Below are 24035 nucleotides of genomic sequence, written 5' to 3' on the forward strand. Positions count from 1 at the left end.
ACGGAAACTAACAGAGCAATCTGAAAAATTATGTTGATTTTTCCCGGCCCTGCAGATATTCTCAAACTAGGAGATATACGGAAGGGGAATTGAGATTCTATTATGTGGCAGAACATGTAATCATTTTTAGCTAAAATAGAGCAGTTTTCTCATAATGTCGGAAAGGTCTCTCTATTTTTAAAAATGATGAAAACAAGGTATGCCCTGCTGTGAATTCTTAAACCATAAGCTGGCTGATACCTTGTTGTGTATCTGCTTTTTTATTGGAATCTTTATCTCCTGGCTACCCCGCAGCAGGCCAAATTGGAGGGAAAGCTGATGAATCAACAGAATAAGACTGTTATTGTTACAGGTGTCAGCAGCCATAAAGGCATAGGTGCTGCTATATGCCGAAAGCTGGCTATTCAAAATTTTAACATATTCTTTACTTATTGGGATGCCGAGCCCCATTGGGAAAAAGTATTCAGCAATGAGATATCGGAAATCGGGGTTGAATGCAAAGGTCTTGAAGCAGACTTATCGGATGTTCAATCAGCAGAAAAGGTGCTTGAATCTGCTGCCTTGATAGTTGGAAAGCCGATGATACTTGTTAATAATGCAGCTCATTCAACAAGAGATGGATATCTGGAGCTTGATGCAAAAACACTGGACGCACACTATGCGGTTAATATGAGAGCCCTATTTCTTCTCTGCACTGAATTTGCCAAAAGATTTCCGGATTGGAATTTGCCTTACGGTCGAATCATTAATATGACTTCCGGACAAGAGCTGGGTCCAATGCCCGGTGAATTGGCTTATGCTTCTACTAAAGCAGCCATCACGGCGTTTACCAGATCTCTGTCAACAGAAATTGCTCATTTAGGAATAACCGTCAATGCGATTAACCCTGGTCCAACAGACTCTACATGGATGGATGAAGGCATAAGAAATCACCTATTGCCTAAATTTCCAGCCGGCAGAATCGGCCAGCCTGAAGACGCAGCCAATCTTGCAGCATTTCTGGCAAGTGAAGAGTCAAAGTGGATAACAGGGCAGGTGATCCATTCCGAGGGAGGGTTCATTCGCGGTTAACCTAAAAGCAAGTGACATTTATTTAACAAATCTCAGCTATTTATATCATTTTTGATACAAAATACCCAAAAGGGTTTATTGATCTCCTCCAAATGTGTATAAATAGAAGTTATAGAGGGGAGAGACCTATGTTAAATTTATTAAATGACCCTGATTTTATTCAAAAGTGTGAAACTTCCTCCCCGCTTGAGATGGTTGAATACTTAACAGGCGGTAATATTAGAGGATTGGAAAAAATCGCTTTGGGCACGCTTGCAAACAGAAAACAGCTGCCGGCAAATGTCGTGAATGTCCTGATCGTTTATTTCTTCAGCACATTTGCGAATAAAGTATATGACCGAAATGATCTTGCCAGGCTTTATGATTACTGGGCATCGAATCATGTATACAGTTTGGCAAAAGCACAGGAAATGACTGGTGAGTATATTGAAAAAGTTCTGGCCAGCTTAAAATAATAGAGTAAATAAAAAGTTCATCCTAATTGGGATGAACCTTTTTTGATATCATCTAATTCTTTTTATTGCTATATGCACCTTCTATAGTCTGTTTCATCATTTGATGTCCAAGCACCGCAACGCCTGCTGCAACGATTCCGTTAAGGAGCCCTTCAAAAGAAAAGCCAAATGCCAGGCTGCCTGCGGAAACAGAAATGATTACAAGAATCCATACGATGGACCAATCAGGAATTTTTGGTGTCTGTTTCAATGCATACCCAATTACCCACAAGGCCGGGACCAGCATGTAATAATTCTGGTTTAAAAAATCCAGTAAGTTCAATCCACTCACCTCCTGATCCTGTTTTCTATATTTTATGAATGCATCATATAATTTGTTTGTCTGATTGTCTCTAAAATGGTAGATATATCATGATAGATTTACACATTTTGGAATCTACGGAAGACGAAATAGTTTGAAAATTCCTTTTGCAAACGGGTGGTATAGTTGACATTCCTTCCTATAAGTGCTAAATTTGAATCAGCCGTTATGCATCGTGTTATATTTTGCTAGCTGCTTTTTCAACCGTTAGGCAATGGTCTGGATGAGTAATGAACGTAAAGTTATAAGCGTGTATATGGTGAATTTACACATGGCTTTTTCTAGCCAATAGGAGGATTTTTTTCATGAAAAACGGTAAAGTAAAATGGTTCAATGCTGAAAAAGGTTTCGGATTCATCGAAGGTGAAGACGGAAACGACGTATTCGTACATTACTCTGCTATCCAATCTGAAGGTTTCAAATCTTTAGAAGAAGGCCAAGAAGTTTCTTTCGAAGTTGTTGAAGGTGCACGCGGACCTCAAGCAGCTAACGTAACTAAACTATAATCGACAGACCCATACAAAAACAGCCTGGCCATTTGGTCAGGCTGTTTTATTTATCAACGATTGTATATAAGTACATGCTATGCCACAACCTATGGGAAAAAGGGAAGGTGGTATAAGATGGATTTTTTATGGGAATCAGTCCTTTTAATTTTTTCAGGGGTATTGCTTTTACGTGTGGCCGGAAGAAAATCCATTTCGCAAATGACATTAGCTCAAACAGTTGTGATGATTTCAATAGGTACCATTATCATTCAGCCGATCATTGAGACAAGTGTTTGGAAAACGATTGTGGCAGCAGCTATCTTAATCGGATCATTAATATTAATGGAATATCTGCAGGTAAAGTTTAATTTTATTGAAAAATTTATAACGGGCAAATCCAAAATTGTGATTGAGGACGGGAAGCTAAAAACAGCAAATATGAGGAAGCTGCGCTTTACAGCTGATCAGCTGGAAATGAGGCTTAGAACCAACGGAATCACAAAAATTTCAGATGTCAAAATGGCTACGCTTGAACCGAATGGACAGCTTGGGTATGAGTTAATGAATGATGCGAAGCCTTTGACTGTTGGAGAATTTAAAAGGCTGATAGGAGAAATGATTTTGCAGTCACCCGTTCAGCCTGCACCACAAGCATCAGGTGATATATTTCAGGAGCTGAAAAAGGGGCATTCCCCGCCAAATTCAAAAGATCTGCACTAATTTTAAGCCGCATTGCGGCTTTTTTAAATTCATAATCCCCATCTTTCCCCTTTTAAAGTATTATTCAGATTCTTAATCTATAACAAAAAAGTGCTTGAAGTTTCGCGAGTTTCCTGTATAATTTTCAAGCGTGAGTTATTTCAGAATAATTTCATATAAATCACTTATCAAGAGAGACTGAGGGACTGGCCCGAAGATGTCTCGGCAGCGGGCTCTATAGAGCGCTGTGCCAAATCCAGCAAGCATAGGTGCTTGGCAGATAAGAAGAGAACGATTGATTTGTTAAGATCTCTTCTTGCTTGAAGAGGTCTTTTTATTTTGCTGGAAAATCCATTCGGAGAGGAGATTTTTAATGAAAAACAAGGGCAATCCCTGGGCATTATTGCCGCTTTTGGCTTTCCTTCTAATTTTTATTGGAAGCGGCATAGCAACAGGAGATTTCAATAGCATTCCAATCATTGTCATTGTATCCGCTACAGCCGGAATAGCACTGGCAATGAACAGAAAAAAGCCATTCATGGAAAAAGTAGAGATATTCACTAAAGGGGCAGGTCATCCCGATATTATATTAATGTCCATCATTTTTATCCTGGCAGGGGCCTTTTCTGGTACAGCTAAAGGTATGGGTGCAGTTGATTCAACAGTGAACCTTGCACTCTCTTTTATCCCGCAGAATCTGCTTATGGTCGGAATTTTTATCATTGCATGCTTTATTTCATTATCAATGGGAACATCAATGGGGACAGTTGTAGCTCTCGCTCCAATTGGTGTAGCTCTTTCTGCGGAGACAGATATTTCCGTCGCATTGGCCATGGCAGCAATAATAGGCGGTGCCATGTTCGGGGATAATCTTTCCGTCATTTCTGATACGACCATTGCAGCGGTCAGGACACAAGGAACGAGAATGACCGATAAATTCCGTGTGAATTTCTTAATCGTCCTGCCTGCTGCATTGCTTACGGCTTTGATTCTTGGGATTTTAACAGCAGGTCAGGAAAGCGTGGTAACCAGCGGGGATTACAGCTTTTTGAAAGTAATCCCTTATCTTGGCGTATTGGCTGCAGCTTTGCTTGGCATGAATGTCATTCTTGTCCTTAGCGGGGGTATCCTTCTTGCAGGGCTGATCGGAATTGCAGACGGCAGCTATACCTTTGTTTCATTCCTGCAAATGATTGCTGAAGGAATGGCTGGTATGCAGACCCTTGCGATAATTGCCATCCTCATTGGCGGATTGGTTGAGATCATCCGATTTAATGGGGGAATCGATTACTTGCTTCACATGGCTACAAGCAAAATAAAATCTCGCAGGGGAGCTGAATTTGGTATTGCGTCACTTGTCACCCTGACAAATTTATCTACAGCCAATAACACAATTGCCATCATTATTGCAGGGCCGCTTGCCAAAAAAATTGCAGATCAATATGAGATTGACCCACGTAAATCAGCAAGTATTCTTGATATATTTGCCTGTTTTGTACAAGGGACTATCCCATATGGGGCACAGATGCTGGCTGCTTCCGGGCTCGCTGCCATTTCGCCGGTGAGCATCATGGCATATTCCATTTATCCAATATTAATTGGCATTTGCGGTGTTATTGCCATTTTGATTAACTTCCCTAAGCTAAAAAAGCAATAGATGAAAGAGCCTTTGTTGGGCTCTTTTTCTTTTCGAATAATGCTATGTTTTGGAAATAATCTCTGATATAATTAGAACGAATGTTCTGTCAAATTTTGCTGAGCCATTGCCGTTTTTTGATTTGGTATAATGGTAACATTGCAGAAAGAATCTCAGGCAAGGAAAAGAGGGTGTTAGATATGAAATTTATCCATACCGCTGATTGGCATTTGGGCAAGCTGGTCCATGGTGTATATATGACCGGAGATCAGCGTCATTTTTTGCATCAATTTATTGATGTGGTAGAGGAAGAAAAGCCGGATGCAGTCGTTATTGCAGGAGACTTATATGACCGTTCCGTACCTCCGACTGATGCTGTAGAATTGCTGAATGAAATCCTTTTTAAAATAAATGTAGAGCTCAATACACCTGTGGTTGCCATAGGAGGAAACCATGACAGCGCTGAAAGGCTGTCCTTTGGTAGCTCCTGGTACAAACAAAGCAAGTTCTACCTGTCTGGAAAACTGGTAAATGATTTTAGGCCCATACATATTAATGGTGTGAACTTTTATCTGGTTCCGTATGCTGAACCCGGAATGGTCAGGCATTTGCTTGATGACGACCGTGTGCATTCCCATGATGATGCAATGAAGGCAATTGTGAACAGAATTGAAGAGTACCTGAATCCAAATGAACCGAACGTTCTTGTCGGACATGCTTTTGTATTGGGCGGTGCTACCAGTGATTCGGAGAGGACCCTCTCTGTCGGAGGATCAGGCTGTGTCCATTCAAGCAGCTTTGATCCTTTCTCCTATACGGCACTTGGTCATTTGCATAGTCCTGATGCCATAAAGCATGACAAGATCCGCTATTCAGGCTCCCTATTAAAATATTCTTTTTCCGAAGCTAAACAGGAAAAATCCATTTCTATTATAGAAATGAAGGAGAATGGTGAATTTGACTTGCGTACTCGTTCATTAAAGCCTAAAAAAGACTTGAGAGAGATCGAAGGGCATCTGGATGAACTGATGGATCCAGCTTTCTATGAAAAACAGAACCTTGATGACTATCTGAAAATCACCCTTTTTGATGAAGGCGCATTGCTTGATCCGATTAATAAGCTGAGACAGGTCTACCCAAATGTTCTTCACCTTGAAAGAAGGATAGCCGTTACAGATATGAAGAAAAAAAGCTCCTTCCTTTCGATGAAGGAAGAGAAAAAGTCGGAGCTTGATCTGTTTAAACAATTCTATGAACAAATGACCACTTCCGAATTTACAGAAGATAAACAGCAGGTTATGACCGATGTGATCGAAAAAGTGCTAAGGGAGGAGGCGCTGAAATGAAGCCATTAAAATTAACGATGCAGGCGTTCGGCCCCTACGCAGACAGTGAGAGCATTGATTTTACGGAACTTGGAAATCGGACCATGTTTGTCATCTCCGGAAAGACGGGTTCAGGTAAAACCACTATTTTTGACGGCATCAGCTATGCGATTTACGGAAAGGCGAGCGGGGAGGATCGAAATGGCCCCGAACTTCGAAGCCAGTTTGCGAAAAATAATACACTAACCGAGATTTCCCTCGAATTCATTTTAAGAAATAAAAGATATTATATTACTAGGTCTCCTCAGCAGGAAAAGAAAAAAGAGCGCGGCGATGGCACGACGACAGTAAGTGCCAAAGCAGAACTGTATATGTATGGTGAAAATGGAGAGCAAAAGCTCCTGGCTTCAAATGTCAGGGATGTTGATGAAAAGATAAAAGAAATTATGATCATTGACAGCAATCAGTTCAGGCAAATTCTGATGATTCCCCAGGGAGAGTTCCGAAAGCTCCTAACTTCTGAAAGCAAGGATAAGGAAGTCATTCTTCAGCGGTTATTCCATACTCAAATATACAAAAGCATAGAAGAAAAACTAAAAGAAGATGCAACTGAATTAAAAAGAACGGTAGAAGAACAGATAAAACTGAGAGATCAGTATTTTAATCAGGTTCAGGCTTTATATAGCGAGGAGCTGAAATCCTGCCTCGAAGCAGGAAGTGTTAATGACACCCTGCTCATGCCGCTTCTTGCAGAGGAAATTAAGGAAATGGAAGCAGGCCTTGCTGAGCTGACAGAAGCAGGCAGGAAAAAGAAGGAACAGAGAGATCATCTTCAGCAAAAGCTCTATGAAGCTGAAATGGTACTCAAACAGCTGAAGACGAAAGAAGAGCTAAAGCAAAGGAAAGAAGAGCTGGAGGGGCTTAGGGGCCAATATACTGCCAAAGAGAATGCCATTGCTCTTGCCCAGAAAGCAGCCCTGCTTAATCAGCAGGAGCAGCTCTGTCATGAACTGAAGAAAGATCTTGATGCAGCACATGCCGATCTTCATGAGCTTCAGAAAAATATAGGCACTCTTGAAACTCTCCTAAAAGAAAAGCAAGATAAATGGGAATCTGAAAAGAACCGCGAGGAAGAAAGAAAACAAGCTGCCGAACAGGTTAATCACCTGCAAAATATGAAAGAGGACATTCTCTCGTATGCAAAAGTGGAAAAGCTGGTCCGTTCTCTTGAAAAAAATCTTGAATACCTCCGGCTTCAAAAGAGACAGAAAGATGAAGCCCATCAAAAAGCTGATTTACAAATAAAAACACTTTCTGAAGAAAAGCAGGACATTGAAAAGAGTAAGCTTGCACAGATTGAGAATGAACGAAACCTGGAGAAACTGACAGACGAAATAGAACGGCTTCATAAATATGAAGAGCTGCATAAAGAGCATCAATTATCAATGAATGCCTTCAGCAATAAGAGAAATTATTTTGATCAGACTTCATCCAGGCTGACTGATGCCAAACTGCTTGTGGAAGAACTGGAGGGCAAGTGGCTTCATGGACAGGCATCGATCTTGGCAAACAGGCTGCAAAACGGGGAGGCATGTCCGGTCTGTGGCTCAGAACACCATCCAAATCCGGCTGTATCTCCGCATGATATTCCGGATGAAAAAGACCTAAAGGAAGCAAAAAAACAGGCAGCTCAAATTGAAGCCGAGAAAGCGAAAGCGGAGTCTGCTTTTTATGAAGCCCAGTCCCGCATGAATTCCAGCGAGAGTGGATTGGCTGAACTCAAAGCCCAAATGCAAAAACACCGTCCTGACTTTAAACAAGAAAGTTTGCTTGTGCTGAAAAATACTCTTGCCGATCAAAAGAAGGATCTTCTGAAAATTCATGCTGAACTGAAGAAGAAATCTTTAAGGCTGGAAAACTGTACTGCTGAGTTAGAAAAAACACAGCAGAGGAAAGAAGCTCTAACTGCAGAAATTGACCGGCTGCAAGACCAAATAAATGACGCAGCCATTTTGCATGCGGAAAAGAGAAGCAACTTGGCGAGGATGACGGATACTATTCCTGAAAACCTGCGGTCTATTGATGCTTATGAGTCAAGTTTGAAAACTGCTGCTGAGAAACTTGAAATTATGCAAAGGCAGCTGGAATCATCCCAGCAGAATTATCAAGATGCAAAGTCGGCCCTCTTGGCAGAACAGGCAAAACTGGAGACACTTCAAAAGCAGGCTGATAAAATCGAGCAAAAGCTTGCAGCCGAAAGGCAGAATTTTGTGCAGCGCATGAAGGACCAGGGCTTTGAAGTCTACGGAGAATACCGTGATGCCAAAAAATCAGAGGATCAGATCAGGCAGCTTGAAGGTGAAGTAAGGGAATATCGGGAAGAAGTCCGTTCTGTTCATGATCGATACGCTGAGCTGGGGCAGCTCTTGGAAGGGATTGAAAAACCTGACCTGGATAGCTTGCAGCTATTATTGCAGGAAACAGATGATCAATTGAAACTGCTGCAGGATCAATATACAAATCTGTTTATGATGAAAAAGCAAAATAAAGAGACTATGCAAAAAATCGAAGAAATAAATGAAAATATGAAAGCCCTGGAGGAAAGGTACAAAGTAATCGGGCACTTGTATGAAATTTCAAAAGGGCAGAACACTTACCGAATTACTTTTGAACGATTTGTCCTGGCGGCCTTTTTAGATGATATACTGAGGGAAGCCAACGGACGTTTATCAAAGATGACTAGCGGAAGATATATGCTGCTTCGAAAAACAGACCGGTCAAAGGGCAACGCACAAAGCGGCCTGGAATTGCTAGTGTTCGATCAATACACTGGACAGGAAAGGCATGTTAAAACTTTATCTGGAGGAGAAAGCTTTAAAGCCGCGCTCGCACTTGCTCTTGGTCTGGCGGACGTGGTGCAGCAATACGCAGGAGGGGTATCCCTTGAGACGATGTTCATTGATGAAGGATTTGGAACACTTGATCCCGAATCATTAGATCAGGCAATAGAAGCATTGATCGAAATCCAAAGCAGCGGAAGGCTTGTAGGCATCATCTCTCATGTTCCTGAGCTGAAGGAAAGAATTGATGCACGTCTGGAAGTAACAGCAAGCCAGACAGGAAGCCGTACACAGTTTCAATTTTTAAATTAGGATTCAAGGAAAAAGGATAGACCTTCTATCCTTTTTCCAATACTATTAAAGTTGGTGAAGACTGTTGAGGAAGAAAGTCGTTTTATCATGGAGCGGCGGCAAAGACAGCTGTCTGGCTCTAGATGTTCTAATAAAACAGGGGTACGAGGTTGCATGCCTTCTGACAACGGTTCCAAAGGAAATTGGCAGAACGTTCGGGCATGGTGAAAAAAAGGAATTAATCCAGCTTCAGGCTAAAAGCTTGTCCATACCTGCAGAGTTTATTTATTGTACTTTTGAGGATTACTCGGAACGTTTCGTGAGTGATTTAAGAAAAATAAAAGATACATATGGGATTACAGGCATTGCATATGGGGATCTATACTTGGATGGTCACCGCGAATGGGGAGAAAAAACAGCTGCCGAAGCAGGATTGGATGCGGTATATCCTCTATGGATGGAGGAGAAAGATAGTCTTAAGGCATTAAAGGCCTTTGCGGAATCAGGCTATAAAGCCAAAGTCATACGTGTCCGGGAAGATGTATTGGACAGCTCCTGGCTGGGCAAGGAACTTAATCAAGACTTTGTAAGCAAAATTGAAGATGAGCCTGTCTGTCCAATGGGTGAATCAGGTGAGTATCATACATTTGTTTATGACGGTCCGCTATTTTATAAAAGCATCCAGCTGGACTCTCCTGTAGTGATTCAGCTTGAAACCACGAAGAAATTGGAATTTGGTGAGTTTAGGCTCGCTGAAAAATAAAAAAACGTCATTGACGAGAATGTGCAGGTAATGAAATGATCGAAATTAAGACATCAGCAGTAAGCGATGGCGAACATAATAGAGGAGTCTTTGCTACTCGTGATATTAAGAAGGGTGAACTGATTCATGAGGCTCCGGTCCTTCCTTATCCAAACAAAGAGCATCAGTATATTGAAAAAACGGCTCTGGCTGATTATGCATTTGAATACGGAAAAAATCACAGTGCCATTTTATTAGGCTATGGGATGCTTTTTAACCATTCCTACAAGCCAAATGCAGTATATGATATTAACTTTGACAATCATACCTTTGACTTTTTCGCTTATAGAGACATTAAAGCAGGTGAAGAGGTATTGATTAATTATAATGGGGAAGCTGATAATGATGATCCCCTTTGGTTTAATAAATAATTTAATTGGAGTCTAGTCCTTTCCAGACCTGGAGAGCAGTCTCCAGCCCGGAAGGGAGAGAATAGTTTGTCCGATGTATTTTCTCATGATTATAAAGCTTTCCCTTTTATGTCTTTTTCCGCGCCTCATATTGCCATGATTGTGTTATTTGCAGCAGCATCAGCGCTTTTATTCATATTCAGAAAAGGGTTATACCGGCTTGATCAAAAATTCAGGCTGTATATGTTTCTGCTGCTTTTACACTGGAGCTGCTTTACCATTTCTGGCTTTATCATGGCGGGAAATGGGATCTTTCCTTCACTCTGCCGCTCCAGCTTTGCTCCATAAGCTTAGTCCTTTGCTTGTTATTATTGGCATCAAAATCTAAGGCCGTCTTCCAGATTGTCTATTACATAGGCGTCACGGGGGCAATAATGGCCATTCTGACTCCCGAGCTGTTTTTAGGCTTTCCTCATTTTCGCTATTTTCAATTTTTTATTACTCATAATCTAATTGTTTGGACTTGCCTTTATTTCGTGTTTGTTCATCAATTCAGGCCAACAGGAAAGGGTCTGTTCCAATCTTTTATCTTCCTGAATCTCTGTGCAGCTGCGGCATTTTTCGCAAACAAGCTAACAGGAGGAAATTATATGTTCCTTTCCCGTAAGCCTGAGAATACTTCATTATTAGATTACTTCGGACCTTACCCTTATTACATAATAACACTGGAGATAGCGGCATTAATGCTGTTTTCATTATTGCTGCTGCCATTCAAAATGATTGGAAAAATAAAGCTGGAAAGGCGGAATCTGCATGAAACCTGCAAAAATAGGGATTGATGCTGGAGGTTCTCTGCTGAAAATGGCATTTGAAGAACAAGGTCAAATCCATTACAAAAGCTATCCGATTGATGAGCTGTACAGTTCAATGAATTGGCTGAAAATGACTGCTGCTGATGCGCCAATTGCCTTAACAGGCGGGAAGGCTGAATACCTTCAAAATGAGTTTTTTCAAAATGCCCGGATTGTTCCTGAATTTGAGTCTTGCGGTATGGGTGCATCCTATTTGATGAAGCAAGATGGATTATCCTATGAAAATTTTCTCTTCATAAGTATAGGCACAGGAACCTCGATTTCCCTAAACAACGGCGGGAGTATCTCAAGGGTGACCGGGAGCGGCATTGGCGGGGGCACGTTGATGGGACTGGGAAGATTGCTGACTGGTGAAGGTGACTTTTCCAAGCTCGTTTCGCTGGCTGCCAGCGGGAAAGCAGAGAATGCAGATTTATTGGTCAAAGATATTTATTCACCATTCGATTCACCGTTAGATGGAAGCCTGACTGCGAGCAATTTTGGGAAAATTAAGGATGATCAAGTAAGCAAGGAAGACAAAGCTGCCAGTTTAACCAGCATGATTGCTGAAACGATAGTACTCTTAAGCACTCAGGCCGCAGATCAGCACCAAATTGAATACATAATTTATATAGGAAGCACACTTCGGCATAATGCCCCGTTAAAGCACCTGTTAGAGAAATATACCGCCATGCTTGGCAAGAAACCTGTCTTTATTCAAAATGGGGCGTATTGTGGAGCATTAGGTGCGATGCTGTCCTTATAAAACCAGTTGATTGAAAGATTCTTTTTTTCAGGATACAGTTGAACAAGAATGCAAAAAGAAGCAGGTGGCAGATTTGATGAAAAGATACTTTACAATCGGTATGGCTGGCCATATCGATCATGGAAAAACTACATTGACTAAAGCATTAACAAACGTGGATACAGATAGGCTAAAAGAAGAAAAAGAAAGGCAAATATCCATAGAACTAGGATTTGCCCCTTTACATGAAGATGAGGAAATTCAAATTTCAGTAGTGGATGTACCGGGTCATGAACGTTTTATCAGGCAAATGATTGCAGGTGTTGCAGGTATTGATTTAGTCATCCTGGCTGTTGCAGCAGATGAAGGTGTTATGCCGCAAACAAGAGAACATCTGGAAATTCTTGATTTTCTGGGGATCCGAAATGGCATTGTCGCCATAACAAAAATTGATCGTGTGGACGAAGAGTTCACCGGCCTTGTAAAAGAAGAAATTCTTGAGGAACTGAAAGGAACTGTTTTTGAAGATGTTCCATTTATTTTAACAGATAGCTTGTCAGGCAAAGGGATTGAAGAGTTAAAGCAGTTAATTATCCTTACGCTGAAAGAAAGGGACACACGGGATGCAAAAGGCGCATTCCGCCTTCCAATCGATCAGGTATTTACGGTGAAAGGCCAGGGAACCGTAGTCAGAGGAACTGTTTATGAAGGAAAAGTAGAAGAAGGACAGCTTCTGAAAATCATGCCAAATGGTATTGAGACCAGGGCACGCCAGCTGCAGGTACATCATCAGCCTGCAAAAGCGGCATTTGCAGGGCAAAGGGCAGCCATTAACCTTTCGGGTGTTTCGAAGGAGGATATTGAGCGGGGAGAGGTCCTTGTATCGTCTGAGCATTTCAGCGTCACGAAAACCATTGATGTGGCAGTAAGAATGGTGGGAGATTTAGAGCATATCGTCAAACAGAGAATGCCGATCAAATGCCATATTGGTACAGCTGAGGTCATGGGCAAAATCGTCTTTTTTGACCGTAATGATTTATCCAATTCAGAGGGAGAAATTCTCTGCCAGCTCCGTTTAGAAGAAGAAGTCGTCGCCAAAAGGGGAGACAGGTTCATTTTAAGACGGCCTAGTCCCCAGGAGACTATCGGCGGGGGCTGGGTTATCGATCCCAACGGGGAAAAATACCGGTTCGGCCAAAAAACCATTGAAAACTTAAGCCGGAAAAAAGAAGGTACACCGAAAGATCGCATAAAAGCGGCGTTGTCAGATGATAAGGTACTTACGGTTTCAGAGATTACAGCAAAAACCTCACTAGATGAATTGACGGTTAAAGAAATACTTAAAGAAGAAGATTTTCTGAGTATTAACAGCAAGGAATTCACTTTAGTAGCCATCAAAGAGGCAGTAGAGGAAGAAATAGCTGACCGCCTGAATGAGTTCCACCTGGAAAATCCAATGAAGCAAGGGGCCAATAAAGCAGAATTGCTGCAGGCAATGCAGAATAAATATCCTAAAATGCTGGTTGAATTTGTTTTGAATGCAGCGATTGAAGAGAGCGCGTTCCAACGAAAAGGCCAGTTTTTACAGAATAAAGGTTTTTATCCGCATGTACCGAAAAGCTGGCAAAAACGCACTGACAATCTTCTTGCTGACTTAAAAAAAGATGGCTATAAAGTAAAGCCTTTCGATGAATATTATGCTTCTGCAGGAATCCCAGAGAATCTCAAAGGCGATTTAAAACGCTATTTAGAAGACCAGGAAATCGTCGTACCGCTAGATGCACAATACTATTGGCATGGTGATCATTTTAGAAAAGCAGTAGAAGAACTGAAAAAGAGCACAGCTGCTGAATTTGAAGTGGGCAATGCAAAGGATGTATTGGGTCTTTCCAGAAAGTATATGATTCCTTTTCTCGAAAAACTTGATACTTTGGGAATGACACGCAGAGCAGAAAATAAAAGAATATGGATTTAAAGTAAGGAGTTTTCTTTAAGTAGATCAGCTTTAAAATGCTGATCTATTTTTTGTTTGGGGAAAAGAAAGTTTAATCAGAATAGTCCGAAATATGACGAAGATTTACCCGGTTACCCCTGTTATTGTGGAAATAACTACTAATAAATACAGGACAAAGTTACTACAATTTAACCAGTGTAGGGAATTCCATGAAATTATAGATGATTTTACCTATTTGTCCATTATTTTCAGATAGGATTTTACTAGAATTATTACTAATATTAGGTTGTCAAAGAAATTTAAGGAGTGTACAACTTGAAGAAACAACTACTTACAATGGCTGCGACAGCTGGTTTTTTGATTACACCGTTCAATGGAGAAGCAAGTGCTCATGAAAATAAATATATAGTTCAGTCTGGCGACACCTTATGGGGAATCTCCCGCTCTAACAATCTTTCAATTGAAGAGTTAAAGAGATGGAATAATATATCAGGATCGATAATATATAAAGGACAAGCTCTGACTCTTCTGGCACCGCACAGCCATGACGCTTCAACAGGAGGGTCTTCTGGCGGTACAGTCAGCTACAAAGTGAAATCGGGCGATACTTTATGGGGAATTGCAAGAACACACGGCCTTTCCGTCAGTACACTAAAGAGTTTAAACGGAATCAGCAGTGACACGATATATCCAGGTCAAAAGCTAAAAGTGAAAGGTTCGGCTAACATTGCTGCACCTTCTGCTCCTGCAAGCACTGGATCCTATACCATCAAAAGAGGAGACACTCTTTCAGGTATTGCATCTCGCCATAACTTATCGGTTTCACAACTAAAGGCAATGAACAACCTTTCTTCTGACTTGATTTATGCTGGTCAGACTTTAAAAGTATCTGGTACGGCATCAAGCAAGCCGGCAGAATCACAGGTTGCAGGCCAAACGACATCAAAGGTGAATGAACTGATTTCTGAAGCTAAGAAATACATCGGTTCACCTTATGAATGGGCAGGAAGCACACCTGCCGGATTTGACTGCAGCGGCTACCTGAACTATGTATATGGTAAAGTGGGAATCTCTATTCCTCGTACTGTAGCATCCATTTGGAGCGCGACAAAACATGTTGCAGCACCAAGAGTGGGCGATTTGGTTTTTTTTGAAACATACAAGTCCGGTCCATCACATGCAGGTATCTACCTTGGCAATTACAAGTTCATTCATGCTGGTTCTTCACGCGGTGTAGAAATCAGCGATATGAATAATTCATATTGGAAGCCTCGTTATTTAGGGGCGAAAACGACTTTTTAATCATTAAAAAGTACTCAACGCTCTAAGGCGCTGAGTACTTTTTTTAATCTCTTCGGTCATTAAAAGTTTTTGACAGGGCTTCCTTTGCATCTCCCCATTTTTCCTGTGCCTGTCCCTTGAATTTATCCATATTCCCTTCAGCTTCTTTGGATTCATTATTGGTCAGTTTGCCATATTGCTTTTTAAATTCGCCTTTTAATTGGTCCACATTTCCATTTGTCTGGTCTTTGTTCATAAGTATCTCCTCCTTGTGTTTGCTTACTTCTTATTTACCCAAAATGAGCACTCTAAAACTAACTGAGAAATACAGCCTTCACACTTATTGGAGAATGATAGAAAATAAACACGACTTATTCAAAGACGTGTTTTATTCTTGATCATTCAATTTATTTTCTAATGATAAAATTTCCCCCTCCAAAAGTTTTATAGCCCTTTCAAGCTCTATATTGCGGGCAGTTCCAGGATTAATAATTTCTGCTTCATTATTAGACATTTTTTGAAGCTTTGGCTTGCTGAAGGCTGTTACTGTGTTCGTTTCTATACTTACTAATTGTTCAAGCCTCTTTTTTTCCTTTAATATAATGATCTCACTGCTGGTGTCACCAGAATCTGATTTATGGAATAAGTGAAGTGAATTTTCATTTTCAGGTATTTGAATCAGTCTTTCATTTTCCCTTTCCAAATTCTCAATTTTACAATGCATTTCCCAAAACGTTAATTCAAGCTCATAAATTCGTCTTTCTAATTTGTAAATCAGCTCTTTATCTTCTTTTATAAAAAGTTCATCTGTTAAATCTTTATTATGAAGCTCATAAACTGATTTCTGTAGGTTATGCAAATATGACCTTTGTTTTTTATTTTCTTCAGATAATAAAGCCAATTTCTTTCTCAAGGTATCATTTTTATTGATCAATTCATTAATTTGCATCATGTTATTTTCGAATTCTATTGAGTCATCTCTTTTAAAAGGGGAGCTAAGCATGGACTGACATTTGGCTAATTCTGATTTTAGGTTAGTGATTTTCTGCTGTATCTGGTTATCCATATTGGGAGTATGATTGCGGAGCATGTTCATTCTCCTTTCTGATATTCTACATTCTTTCAGCTGCAATACATTATTTCTTAACATTGCCCATAAGTTTACCGTAAGAGATAACATCCTAACTAAAAGGGGAGTTTGGATATTCCTTGATCTCATCTCTAATTAATAGTAACTGAGCAATTATTTCTTTTTGTACATGCTCCAACAACACCTTTTCTTCATACAAATCCCTGTTTAATGCTTCCAGCTGCTCATTTTGCTGTTGAAGCTGAAGGTTTTTATCATCTTTTATTTTTAATTCATTTATATTCATTTCATTTTTCTTTATTTTATCTTCATATTCACTAATTAAGGTACTGTATTCCAGTATTTCAAGAAGAAGCTTTTCATTTTCCTCTTTTTGTATGGATAGGTTATATTGCAGGTCGTCTATAATTAGCTGATCCTTTTTTTCGATTGTCTCTAATTGATTTGAGTATTTGTTCAATTCATCTTTCATACTTACAACTAAGTCTTTAAAGTCATTATTCTTTGATTGGAGATGTTTATTCTCACTTTTCAATCTGATAAGATCAGAATCTTTTTCTGAAAGTTGTTTATGCAGGTAGATTCTATTTTTATGAAACTCTTCAATTTTCTGACGTAAAGAGGTGTTATTTTCCTGCAGGTTTGAAATAAGCTTCTGACTGTTTTGGATTTGTTCATCTAATGATTCAATCTTAGAGAGGTAATCTGCTTCTTTAGAAGAAAGTTCTTTCAGCTTCATTTCATAACGGGCTATTGCAAAACTAAGTTGTTCTTTTATATTTAATTCATCCTGCTGGTTTTTTTGGATTTGTTCCTTTAAGTATTGGTTCTCATTTTTCAAAGTTTCCAATTGGCTGTAATGATAATTTTCTTGATAATCCTTAATTTTATTTTTATATTTTGAGATTTCAGCAGTAAGATAAATCACTTTTTGCTGAAGATTTCTATAGTCTTGTTTCCCATTATCTTTAATGAAAGGTGCATCCAACATGTATGTGCCCTCCTGACCTTACAATTAGGAGCATATACACTATCCTATGTGCTAATAGGCAGATTGTTGCAAAATAAAAAGCCTGTTTAACACAGGCTTAAAATGAAAGTGAAATGGTGTTGTTGGATGCGTATTGTTGTTTGCCTTCATTAAAGTATACAAATGCATGGATACCGACCGAGGAATTTTTAGGTTCTCTTATAAGGACCTTTAACCCGTTGAATACTTCAGAGCCTCCAGGGGGAATAGTTAATTCCTGAATGGAAGTAATCCAATATTCCCCTTTGGTTTTCACCCTATCTCTCCAATCATCATATACATATTTCCACCCTTTTTCTCCATCACTGCCCTTCATTGCCAGACCTGCAACCAGTTTAGGCGGCAGGATCTGGCCCTGTAAAGAGATTCCTTGTTCGACGGGGATTTTAATGCATATGACAGGATTCTTTAAATCAAGATCCCCAGTATTTTTCATTATGATTGAACCGTTCACCATATACTCTTTTTGTTCATCATCCGGTCTTGGAATGAGCATTGTGTAATTTAGGAATACTTCAGCATTGGCTTTCTTTAATCTTTGGTCTTGGCTGTTGACTGCTGAGCTATTTTTATTCTTTTCGGGTTTCATGGTTTTTTCAGGACCCTTTGTTACTGCTTTCTTTTCTTGTGTATTAGGCAGTGGTGCTTGATCTAAAAAGGAGCTTAACCAGGACTTTATAAGTGGCATTGGCACTATAGCCGAATTATTTGCAGCAGGTTTGACGCTGCAGTACCTGATCAAAGCACGGGATATGCTTAATATTAGTCGATCATCTTCGTTAAATTGAGATCTGAAGGCTAATTGCTGTTTCCCATCAGCAGCTAAATTTTTCTTTTCATTTAAAACAAAAGGTATTTTTGCTTTATTAAACTCTATAATGAGAAGATTTTTGAGCCTTTCATCAAGAAGAACATTATGTTCAATGATCAATTGCTGATCAGAATACTGCTGGTCAATGCTATCCAAATATATAATGATACTTGGCTCTTTCAAAAGATCCAGACCCTCAGCTTTAAGGATATCATTCAATTTTAGAACAGCGTCCTGGCTTGGCTGGTTCTTTGAACGAGCAGAAATTGAGATAGGGTGCTGTTTTCTTCCGGTTTCAATATTAATCGTTTCTTTGTGTTGATCAATAACTGCTTCAAATCCCTGCTGCTCACAAAATAATGCTAGGCTAACTGCTGACTGATAGAGAGCTTTGCCTAAAAGTTCGCCATCAATAAAAACAGAATAGGTCATGTGTACAGTCTCCTTTTATCAATTGCATTTGTAACACCTATATATATGAAGAAGAGACCGAATTCGTGAGAATCAACAAAAACAGGCTATTTGATTAGAACACAATTCTAAATATATCCATACTATGAAGTGAAAACACAACCTATTAGAAAGGATGATTTGCTTGAAACCTATTAGAGGATCCCAATTGACTCCTAATAACGTTCAAGAAGAATGTATTCGGGTATCCAAGGTTTATGACTGGGTTTTTGATGCTATTTCTACCGATACAGGTATAACCTTGCCGGATGATTGCGCAGCTGCAGTTGCTGCAGCGGTTGCAGCAGGAAGAACACCGCTGGATGTAACATGCGAAGTTCCAGATGTAGGAGGCTTCTTCCCGCTTGATCCTCCAGATACGGATGGAAACGCATTGTGTACAGTTTCTTCCAGAATTGAAAGACGTGAAATTCCGCTAGGCGGCAGACTAGTAGAAGTGGCCATTGTAAAAGTCATTTTCACTATTAGACCGCTAATTACAATCTTTGATAGCACAGGTGCTATCATTTGCCAATTCCGTCCTACTATCAGTGAATCCCGCCGTTTAGTTGTTTGTGCTCCAGAACCGTTTACAGCTGATAACGTGTTCTGCCGTTTAATTTCACTAGACTGTGACACTAACTTCATCGAAACTGGAGACCCAGACCTTGGCCTTCAGGTTATGCTGGATATCTGTTTCGAGATTCAAGTAGAAGCAGATGTAAAACTAGAAGTACTTGCTAAATTCTGCTTCCCGCGTCCAAATGACATTGAACTTCCTACTAACGGCGTATGTCCGGAATTCGAATGGCCTGCACAATGTGACTTCTTCCCTCGCGACAACTGTGATTGCCAGGCGTTTGTGGATACAGATCCATTGACTGGTCCAGTTGATATTACCTTCGCACCAATTCTTTTTGATGCACCGTTAGCTGCAGGAACTTATACTACGGAACTTAATGCTGAGATTTGCGATAACTGTCAATTAACTGGGAGCACTATTTCCTGGATTGTCGAAGATTTCGTTGTTCCAACAGGAACAGGAACAGGTACTGTAGATCAAAGCTTTACGTTTACTGCTTCAGAAATTGGAATGCCGGAATGTACAGAGGTTCTTGGGGTAACAACGATGACTGTTGAAGGGGCAGGTACAGTAAGCTTTGCAGACCCTGGAGTTGCTGACCGGACTGTATTGTTCACATTGACATTAGTAGAAAATATCGGATCAGCTGATGACACATATGCCATTACCCTTACTGATCTTGCTGGAACAGCTCTGATAACTTTTGCTGCTGCTGCAGTAGATTTTGTACCAGATGAAGATTTAGTTGTACAGGATTGTGTTACTTTTCCTAACTTACTAGATGACTAATCCCAAGTATAAATGTTAAATAGCTATGATTAGAAGGGGCAACCCTTCTTTTTTTTTCAAAGAATCCGTTTTGGCAGCAAAAAAATTAACTTAAATGAATGATACAAACCTATTCAAATTAAAGATATATGAATAGGTTAATAGGGACGAATTGAAATAATGATTTTAGCAGAAAGGAGTGCACAAAGTGAGAATTATGACAATTTTGGGGACAAGACCAGAAATAATCCGTCTTAGCCTTATTATTAAAAAGCTTGATTTATTAGCCTCAAAACACATACTTGTCCATACCGGCCAAAACTTTACTGAATCATTAAGCGACTTGTTTTTTCGGGAATTAAAGATCAGGGAACCGGATTATATCTTATCGAAAAAACAGGCCACTTTAGGTGGCCAGCTTGGAAATATGTTTAATCAATTAGAAAATATCCTTCTAAAAGAAAAGCCGGATAAGGTTTTGGTACTGGGAGATACAAATAGTGGATTAAGCGCAATATTGGCTGAAAGAATGGGAATCCCGGTTATTCATATGGAAGCCGGGAATCGTTGCTTCGATTTGAACGTTCCTGAAGAAAAGAACCGAAAAGTAATTGATGCTATTGCTAGCTTTAATCTGCCTTATACACCACAAAGTAAAGAAAATTTAATGAAAGAAGGATTTCCAAAAAACAGAATCATCCTTTCCGGGAACCCAATAAAAGAAGTATTAAGTGCTTACAAAACAAGTATTGATCAGAGTCAGATAATTAAGACGCTTGGTCTACAGCAGGAAGAATATTTCTTAGTAACTATTCACAGGGCTGAGAATGTAGATAATTTATGCCACCTAAGAGAAATTATGAATGGAATCAACAGGGTGGCAGAGATTTATCGAAAAAGAATCATCTGCAGTATTCACCCCCGCACAAGATCAAAGCTTCAAAAGCTTGATTCATTTACGCTTAATACCTTTGTTGAATTTCATGAACCCTTTGGTTTCTTTGATTTTGTTCAATTGGAGCAAAAGGCGTTATGTGTCTTAACGGATAGTGGAACTGTCCAGGAAGAGTGCTGTATTTTTCGGGTGCCAACGGTTACAGTACGGCGGACAACGGAAAGACCTGAAACAATTGATTGCGGAAGCAATGTTCTATCAGGTATAGACTCGGGAAAGATATTGAATTGTGTAAATGTAATGCTAAAAGGAGAAAGAGACTGGTCTTTGCCTGAGGGATATGGCGAGACAGGTGTTTCTGATAAAGTGGTGAAATTATTGATGGGAGGCATGGAAGTTGTTTAAGAACCAGACAATTCTAATTACTGGAGGAACGGGATCATGGGGCTATGAACTCGTTAGGCAGCTTTTAGATTATAAACCTAAGGAGATAAGAATTTTTTCCAGGAACGAATCTAACCAATTTTCGATGAAGCAAGAATTTGACAATAACCCGCTGCTTCATTTTGTGATCGGAGATATTAAAGAAAAAGAAATTATCATGGAAGCATCTGAGGGTGTTGATTATGTTTTTCACCTTGCTGCTCTGAAGCATGTTCCTGTATGTGAATATCAGCCCCTAGAAGCATTAAAGACAAATGTTCACGGTACCCAGAATGTAATTGAAGCTGCGATTCATAACAAGGTAAAAAGAGTCGTATACATTTCCACGGATAAAGCGGCAAATCCATCAAATTTTTATGGATTATCTAAAGCGATGGGAGAAAGGCTAATCATCCATGCAAATACACTTAACACTGACACAAAATTTGTTTGCATAAGAGGCGGGAATGTTCTTGGAACAAATGGAAGCGTGATTCATGTCTTTAAGAAACAGATAATAGAAAAAGGCAGGATTGGCATTACTGATCCAGAGATGACAAGATTTTTCTTAACAATTGAAGAAGCTATCAAACTGGTTTTTAAGGCCACTTTTGAAAGTTTGGGCGGGGAGATTTTTGTCATGAAGATGCCAGCATGTAAAATCCTGGATCTTGCACATGTTTTATCTGAGGATATGGGCAAAAAAGGAATCGATGTTGAGATTCTGGGTGTTCGACCAGGAGAGAAGATTCATGAACTTCTGCTTTCAGAGTATGAAAGTGAAACAACAATTGCTTATGATGAAGAGTATTTTGTTATATTGCCAAGTATTCATATTGATGGCTTGAAGGAAAAATATGCAAATTATAAACCGGTTAATCTAATAAATTATAATTCCAGCAAAGACCTAATGAGCACGGATGAAATCAGGAAAGTTTTAAAGAAAGGCAGGTTTATATAAATGAAGGTATTAGTCCTTGGAGGAAAAGGGATGGCAGGCCATATGATAGTAGATTATCTTCAGAGGCAGCCACAATATAATGTCATTTATACTTCAAGGAATAAAGAAGATGAAGATGGAATTTATCTTGATATCACAGATTCTTTAAAGCTTGAGGACGTAATTAATAAGCAAAAGCCCGATGTAATAATTAATTGTATTGGAATATTGAACGAATTTGCAGAAAAAAACCAAAAGCTAGCTTTTCAGGTTAATAGTTTGCTTCCCCATCAATTAGTCAAATTTGCAGAGAGATACAATGGGAAGGTAATTCACATTAGCACTGATTGTGTATTTTTAGGGACGAAAGGGAATTATTCTGAAAATGATATACCAGATGGGACTTCTGTTTATGCTGAATCAAAACAGCTTGGAGAAATCATCAGTGATACACATTTGACCATTCGGACTTCTATAATAGGCCCTGAATTAAAAGGAAGTGGGATCGGATTATTTTTGTGGTTCATGAAGCAAAAAGGGAACATAAAGGGATATAAGGAAGTTTATTGGAATGGTGTTACTACTCTTGAATTGGCAAAGGCAATCGATTGGATGATTAAGCAGAATATAACGGGACTTTATCATTTATCTTGTGATGAAAAAATTTCAAAATATAATTTGCTGATGTTAATTAAAGAGATATTTAATAAAAGAGATGTTGTCATTCAGCCTGATAGCGAAATTAAACAGGATAGAACCATTATAAATACAAGAAGTGATTGGAAGTATCAAGTCCCGCCTTATAAGGAAATGCTATTGGAACTTAGAGACTGGATGAAAAAAAAGTGAGCGGGAAGTCTAAAATATTAATTACTGGTGCAGCTGGATTTACTGGCCTCCATTCCTGCAGGTATTTTGCATCTGCCGGATATGAGGTAACTGCTGTTACAAGAAGTAAGGATATTGCTATTGATAATGTTATGGTAGAACAATGCGATCTTCATAACAAAGAATTGGTGCTAAATTTAATAAAGAAAGTAAAACCGCAATATCTGTTGCATTTGGCCGGTCAAAACCATGTTGGTCAATCATGGTCCGATCCAACAGGAACGTTGGAAACCAATCTGCTTTCAACTGTATATATACTGGATGCTATCCATAAAGAATGCCCTGAATCAAAGTCTGTCATAGTAGGATCCGCTCTTCAAATCGACCCTTCCAATATCTCTGCAATTACCCATCCATATAGTCTCAGTAAAACATTTCAAGTGCTAGCTGCCAGAGCTTGGGCAGAACTTTATGGCCTTTCGATTGTCATTGCCCAACCAACGAATTTAATAGGTCCAGGCAATTCAAACGGGGTATGTTCTATGTTTGCAAAAAAGATTGCTGAAATGGAAAGCCAAAAAGCAGAACATATTCTTAATGTGAACAATCTGTACGCTCAGCGTGACTTCATAGACGTTCGAGATGCCGTCAGAGCTTATGAAATTCTTTTAAAGAACGGGGTAAGTAAAGAAATTTATCCAATTTCATCTGGAAAAAGCCGCTCACTAGGGGAAGTTGTAAAAATATTTAAAACGATGACACCCATTAACTTTAAAGTTAAAATATCTGAAAGGAGCATTAGAGAAGATAAAGTTAAGATATCATCTGAAAGAATAAACCAATTGGGGTGGAAACCATTTATCTCTTTTAAAAAATCACTTGAGGATAATCTTAAATATTATAGAAGAAACCCTTATTAAAATGGGTTTCTTCTATTAGAAATTTACAGATTAACTTAGATGAGATATTAAAATGTTCTTGATTTACGATCTTTTGAATGGCTGCCATTTATAATAGTAAAATCATTAGTTTAAAATGTAAACACAGCTATGAAACTAACAAAATAAT

24 protein-coding genes and 1 riboswitch are annotated in these 24035 nt (G+C 39.4%); of the genes, 19 read left to right on the plus strand and 5 right to left on the minus strand.

The annotated features are described in order from the left end of the window. Nucleotides 1-315: 315 nt before the first annotated feature. Both AC0VZ9_RS12025 and AC0VZ9_RS12030 read left to right on the plus strand, forming a co-directional pair. Nucleotides 316-1071: an SDR family oxidoreductase gene (locus AC0VZ9_RS12025; protein WP_372675450.1), complete on the plus strand. Its 756-nt coding sequence runs from the start codon at nt 316-318 to the stop codon at nt 1069-1071. A 128-nt stretch (nt 1072-1199) separates the two neighbouring features. After that, complete coding sequence (locus AC0VZ9_RS12030) at nt 1200-1526, plus strand: hypothetical protein (RefSeq protein ID WP_019382453.1); 327 nt, start codon at nt 1200-1202, stop codon at nt 1524-1526. Between the two features lie 52 nt (nt 1527-1578). Here AC0VZ9_RS12030 and AC0VZ9_RS12035 read toward each other — a convergent pair whose 3' ends face one another. Beyond that, complete coding sequence (locus AC0VZ9_RS12035; protein ID WP_372675447.1) at nt 1579-1857, minus strand: phage holin family protein; 279 nt, start codon at nt 1855-1857, stop codon at nt 1579-1581. Between the two features lie 335 nt (nt 1858-2192). Between AC0VZ9_RS12035 and AC0VZ9_RS12040 the strand changes: the two genes are divergently transcribed. The 12 genes from AC0VZ9_RS12040 (at nt 2193) to AC0VZ9_RS12095 (ending at nt 15170) form a co-directional block, all read left to right on the plus strand. Then, entirely contained in the window at nt 2193-2393 is a 201-nt protein-coding gene (locus tag AC0VZ9_RS12040; protein WP_009334826.1) for a cold-shock protein, read from the plus strand. 117 nt (nt 2394-2510) lie between these two features. Then, entirely contained in the window at nt 2511-3095 is a 585-nt protein-coding gene (locus AC0VZ9_RS12045) for a DUF421 domain-containing protein (protein WP_019382452.1), read from the plus strand. Between the two features lie 161 nt (nt 3096-3256). Then, nucleotides 3257-3361: riboswitch (SAM riboswitch) on the plus strand. Between the two features lie 86 nt (nt 3362-3447). After that, on the plus strand, nt 3448-4731 hold the full coding sequence (locus AC0VZ9_RS12050) for a Na+/H+ antiporter NhaC family protein (RefSeq protein WP_071157838.1): 1284 nt from the start codon (nt 3448-3450) through the stop codon (nt 4729-4731). Between the two features lie 179 nt (nt 4732-4910). Then, entirely contained in the window at nt 4911-6056 is a 1146-nt protein-coding gene (locus AC0VZ9_RS12055; RefSeq protein WP_019382450.1) for an exonuclease SbcCD subunit D, read from the plus strand. Continuing rightward, nucleotides 6053-9187 (plus strand): AAA family ATPase, encoded by a 3135-nt coding sequence (locus AC0VZ9_RS12060; RefSeq protein ID WP_475397433.1) that lies wholly within the window; start codon nt 6053-6055, stop codon nt 9185-9187. The genes AC0VZ9_RS12055 and AC0VZ9_RS12060 overlap by 4 nt, the downstream gene beginning before the upstream one ends. A 64-nt stretch (nt 9188-9251) precedes the next feature. Then, a complete protein-coding gene (locus AC0VZ9_RS12065; protein WP_019382448.1) occupies nt 9252-9929 on the plus strand; it encodes a Dph6-related ATP pyrophosphatase in 678 nt (225 codons plus the stop codon). 35 nt (nt 9930-9964) lie between these two features. Then, on the plus strand, nt 9965-10339 hold the full coding sequence (locus AC0VZ9_RS12070; protein ID WP_009334820.1) for an SET domain-containing protein: 375 nt from the start codon (nt 9965-9967) through the stop codon (nt 10337-10339). 66 nt (nt 10340-10405) lie between these two features. Next, on the plus strand, nt 10406-10666 hold the full coding sequence (locus tag AC0VZ9_RS12075) for a hypothetical protein (RefSeq protein WP_256814641.1): 261 nt from the start codon (nt 10406-10408) through the stop codon (nt 10664-10666). After that, nucleotides 10588-11157, plus strand: coding sequence for a YwaF family protein (locus tag AC0VZ9_RS12080; protein ID WP_256814759.1), 570 nt, complete (start codon nt 10588-10590; stop codon nt 11155-11157). Before AC0VZ9_RS12075 ends, AC0VZ9_RS12080 begins: the two co-directional genes overlap by 79 nt. Then, nucleotides 11132-11935, plus strand: coding sequence for a type II pantothenate kinase (gene coaW, locus AC0VZ9_RS12085; RefSeq protein ID WP_019382446.1), 804 nt, complete (start codon nt 11132-11134; stop codon nt 11933-11935). Before AC0VZ9_RS12080 ends, coaW begins: the two co-directional genes overlap by 26 nt. A 76-nt stretch (nt 11936-12011) precedes the next feature. Next, nucleotides 12012-13889, plus strand: a complete 1878-nt coding sequence (selB, locus tag AC0VZ9_RS12090; protein WP_175502183.1) for a selenocysteine-specific translation elongation factor — start codon at nt 12012-12014, stop codon at nt 13887-13889. A gap of 294 nt (nt 13890-14183) precedes the next feature. Further along, a complete protein-coding gene (locus tag AC0VZ9_RS12095; RefSeq protein ID WP_192908543.1) occupies nt 14184-15170 on the plus strand; it encodes a C40 family peptidase in 987 nt (328 codons plus the stop codon). Nucleotides 15171-15213: 43 nt separating this feature from the next. On the opposite strand, the gene AC0VZ9_RS12100 is transcribed toward AC0VZ9_RS12095, so the two are convergent. The 4 genes from AC0VZ9_RS12100 to AC0VZ9_RS12115 form a co-directional block, all read right to left on the minus strand. Then, nucleotides 15214-15405, minus strand: coding sequence for a CsbD family protein (locus AC0VZ9_RS12100; protein WP_071157831.1), 192 nt, complete (start codon nt 15403-15405; stop codon nt 15214-15216). Nucleotides 15406-15537: 132 nt separating this feature from the next. After that, nucleotides 15538-16239 carry a hypothetical protein gene (locus tag AC0VZ9_RS12105; protein ID WP_251156603.1) on the minus strand — a complete coding sequence of 234 codons (702 nt, stop codon included), beginning with the start codon at nt 16237-16239 and terminating at the stop codon, nt 15538-15540. 91 nt (nt 16240-16330) lie between these two features. Next, nucleotides 16331-17230 (minus strand): hypothetical protein, encoded by a 900-nt coding sequence (locus AC0VZ9_RS12110; RefSeq protein ID WP_256814638.1) that lies wholly within the window; start codon nt 17228-17230, stop codon nt 16331-16333. A gap of 97 nt (nt 17231-17327) precedes the next feature. After that, a complete protein-coding gene (locus AC0VZ9_RS12115) occupies nt 17328-18512 on the minus strand; it encodes a hypothetical protein (RefSeq protein WP_019382440.1) in 1185 nt (394 codons plus the stop codon). A 154-nt stretch (nt 18513-18666) separates the two neighbouring features. On the opposite strand from AC0VZ9_RS12115, the gene AC0VZ9_RS12120 reads away from it, so the two are divergent. From AC0VZ9_RS12120 to AC0VZ9_RS12140, 5 genes are all read left to right on the plus strand, one after another. Then, on the plus strand, nt 18667-19902 hold the full coding sequence (locus AC0VZ9_RS12120; RefSeq protein ID WP_226280720.1) for a BMQ_0737 family morphogenetic spore coat protein: 1236 nt from the start codon (nt 18667-18669) through the stop codon (nt 19900-19902). A gap of 187 nt (nt 19903-20089) precedes the next feature. Further along, complete coding sequence (gene wecB, locus AC0VZ9_RS12125; protein ID WP_009334810.1) at nt 20090-21181, plus strand: non-hydrolyzing UDP-N-acetylglucosamine 2-epimerase; 1092 nt, start codon at nt 20090-20092, stop codon at nt 21179-21181. Next, a complete protein-coding gene (locus AC0VZ9_RS12130) occupies nt 21174-22160 on the plus strand; it encodes a polysaccharide biosynthesis protein (RefSeq protein ID WP_009334809.1) in 987 nt (328 codons plus the stop codon). The genes wecB and AC0VZ9_RS12130 overlap by 8 nt, the downstream gene beginning before the upstream one ends. Continuing rightward, a complete protein-coding gene (locus AC0VZ9_RS12135) occupies nt 22161-22988 on the plus strand; it encodes a dTDP-4-dehydrorhamnose reductase family protein (protein WP_009334808.1) in 828 nt (275 codons plus the stop codon). Further along, nucleotides 22985-23887, plus strand: a complete 903-nt coding sequence (locus AC0VZ9_RS12140; protein ID WP_251156604.1) for an NAD-dependent epimerase/dehydratase family protein — start codon at nt 22985-22987, stop codon at nt 23885-23887. The genes AC0VZ9_RS12135 and AC0VZ9_RS12140 overlap by 4 nt, the downstream gene beginning before the upstream one ends. The last annotated feature ends 148 nt before the right edge of the window (nt 23888-24035 follow it).

It is taken from the genome of Cytobacillus sp. QJM3NY_8 (genome assembly GCF_056173585.1).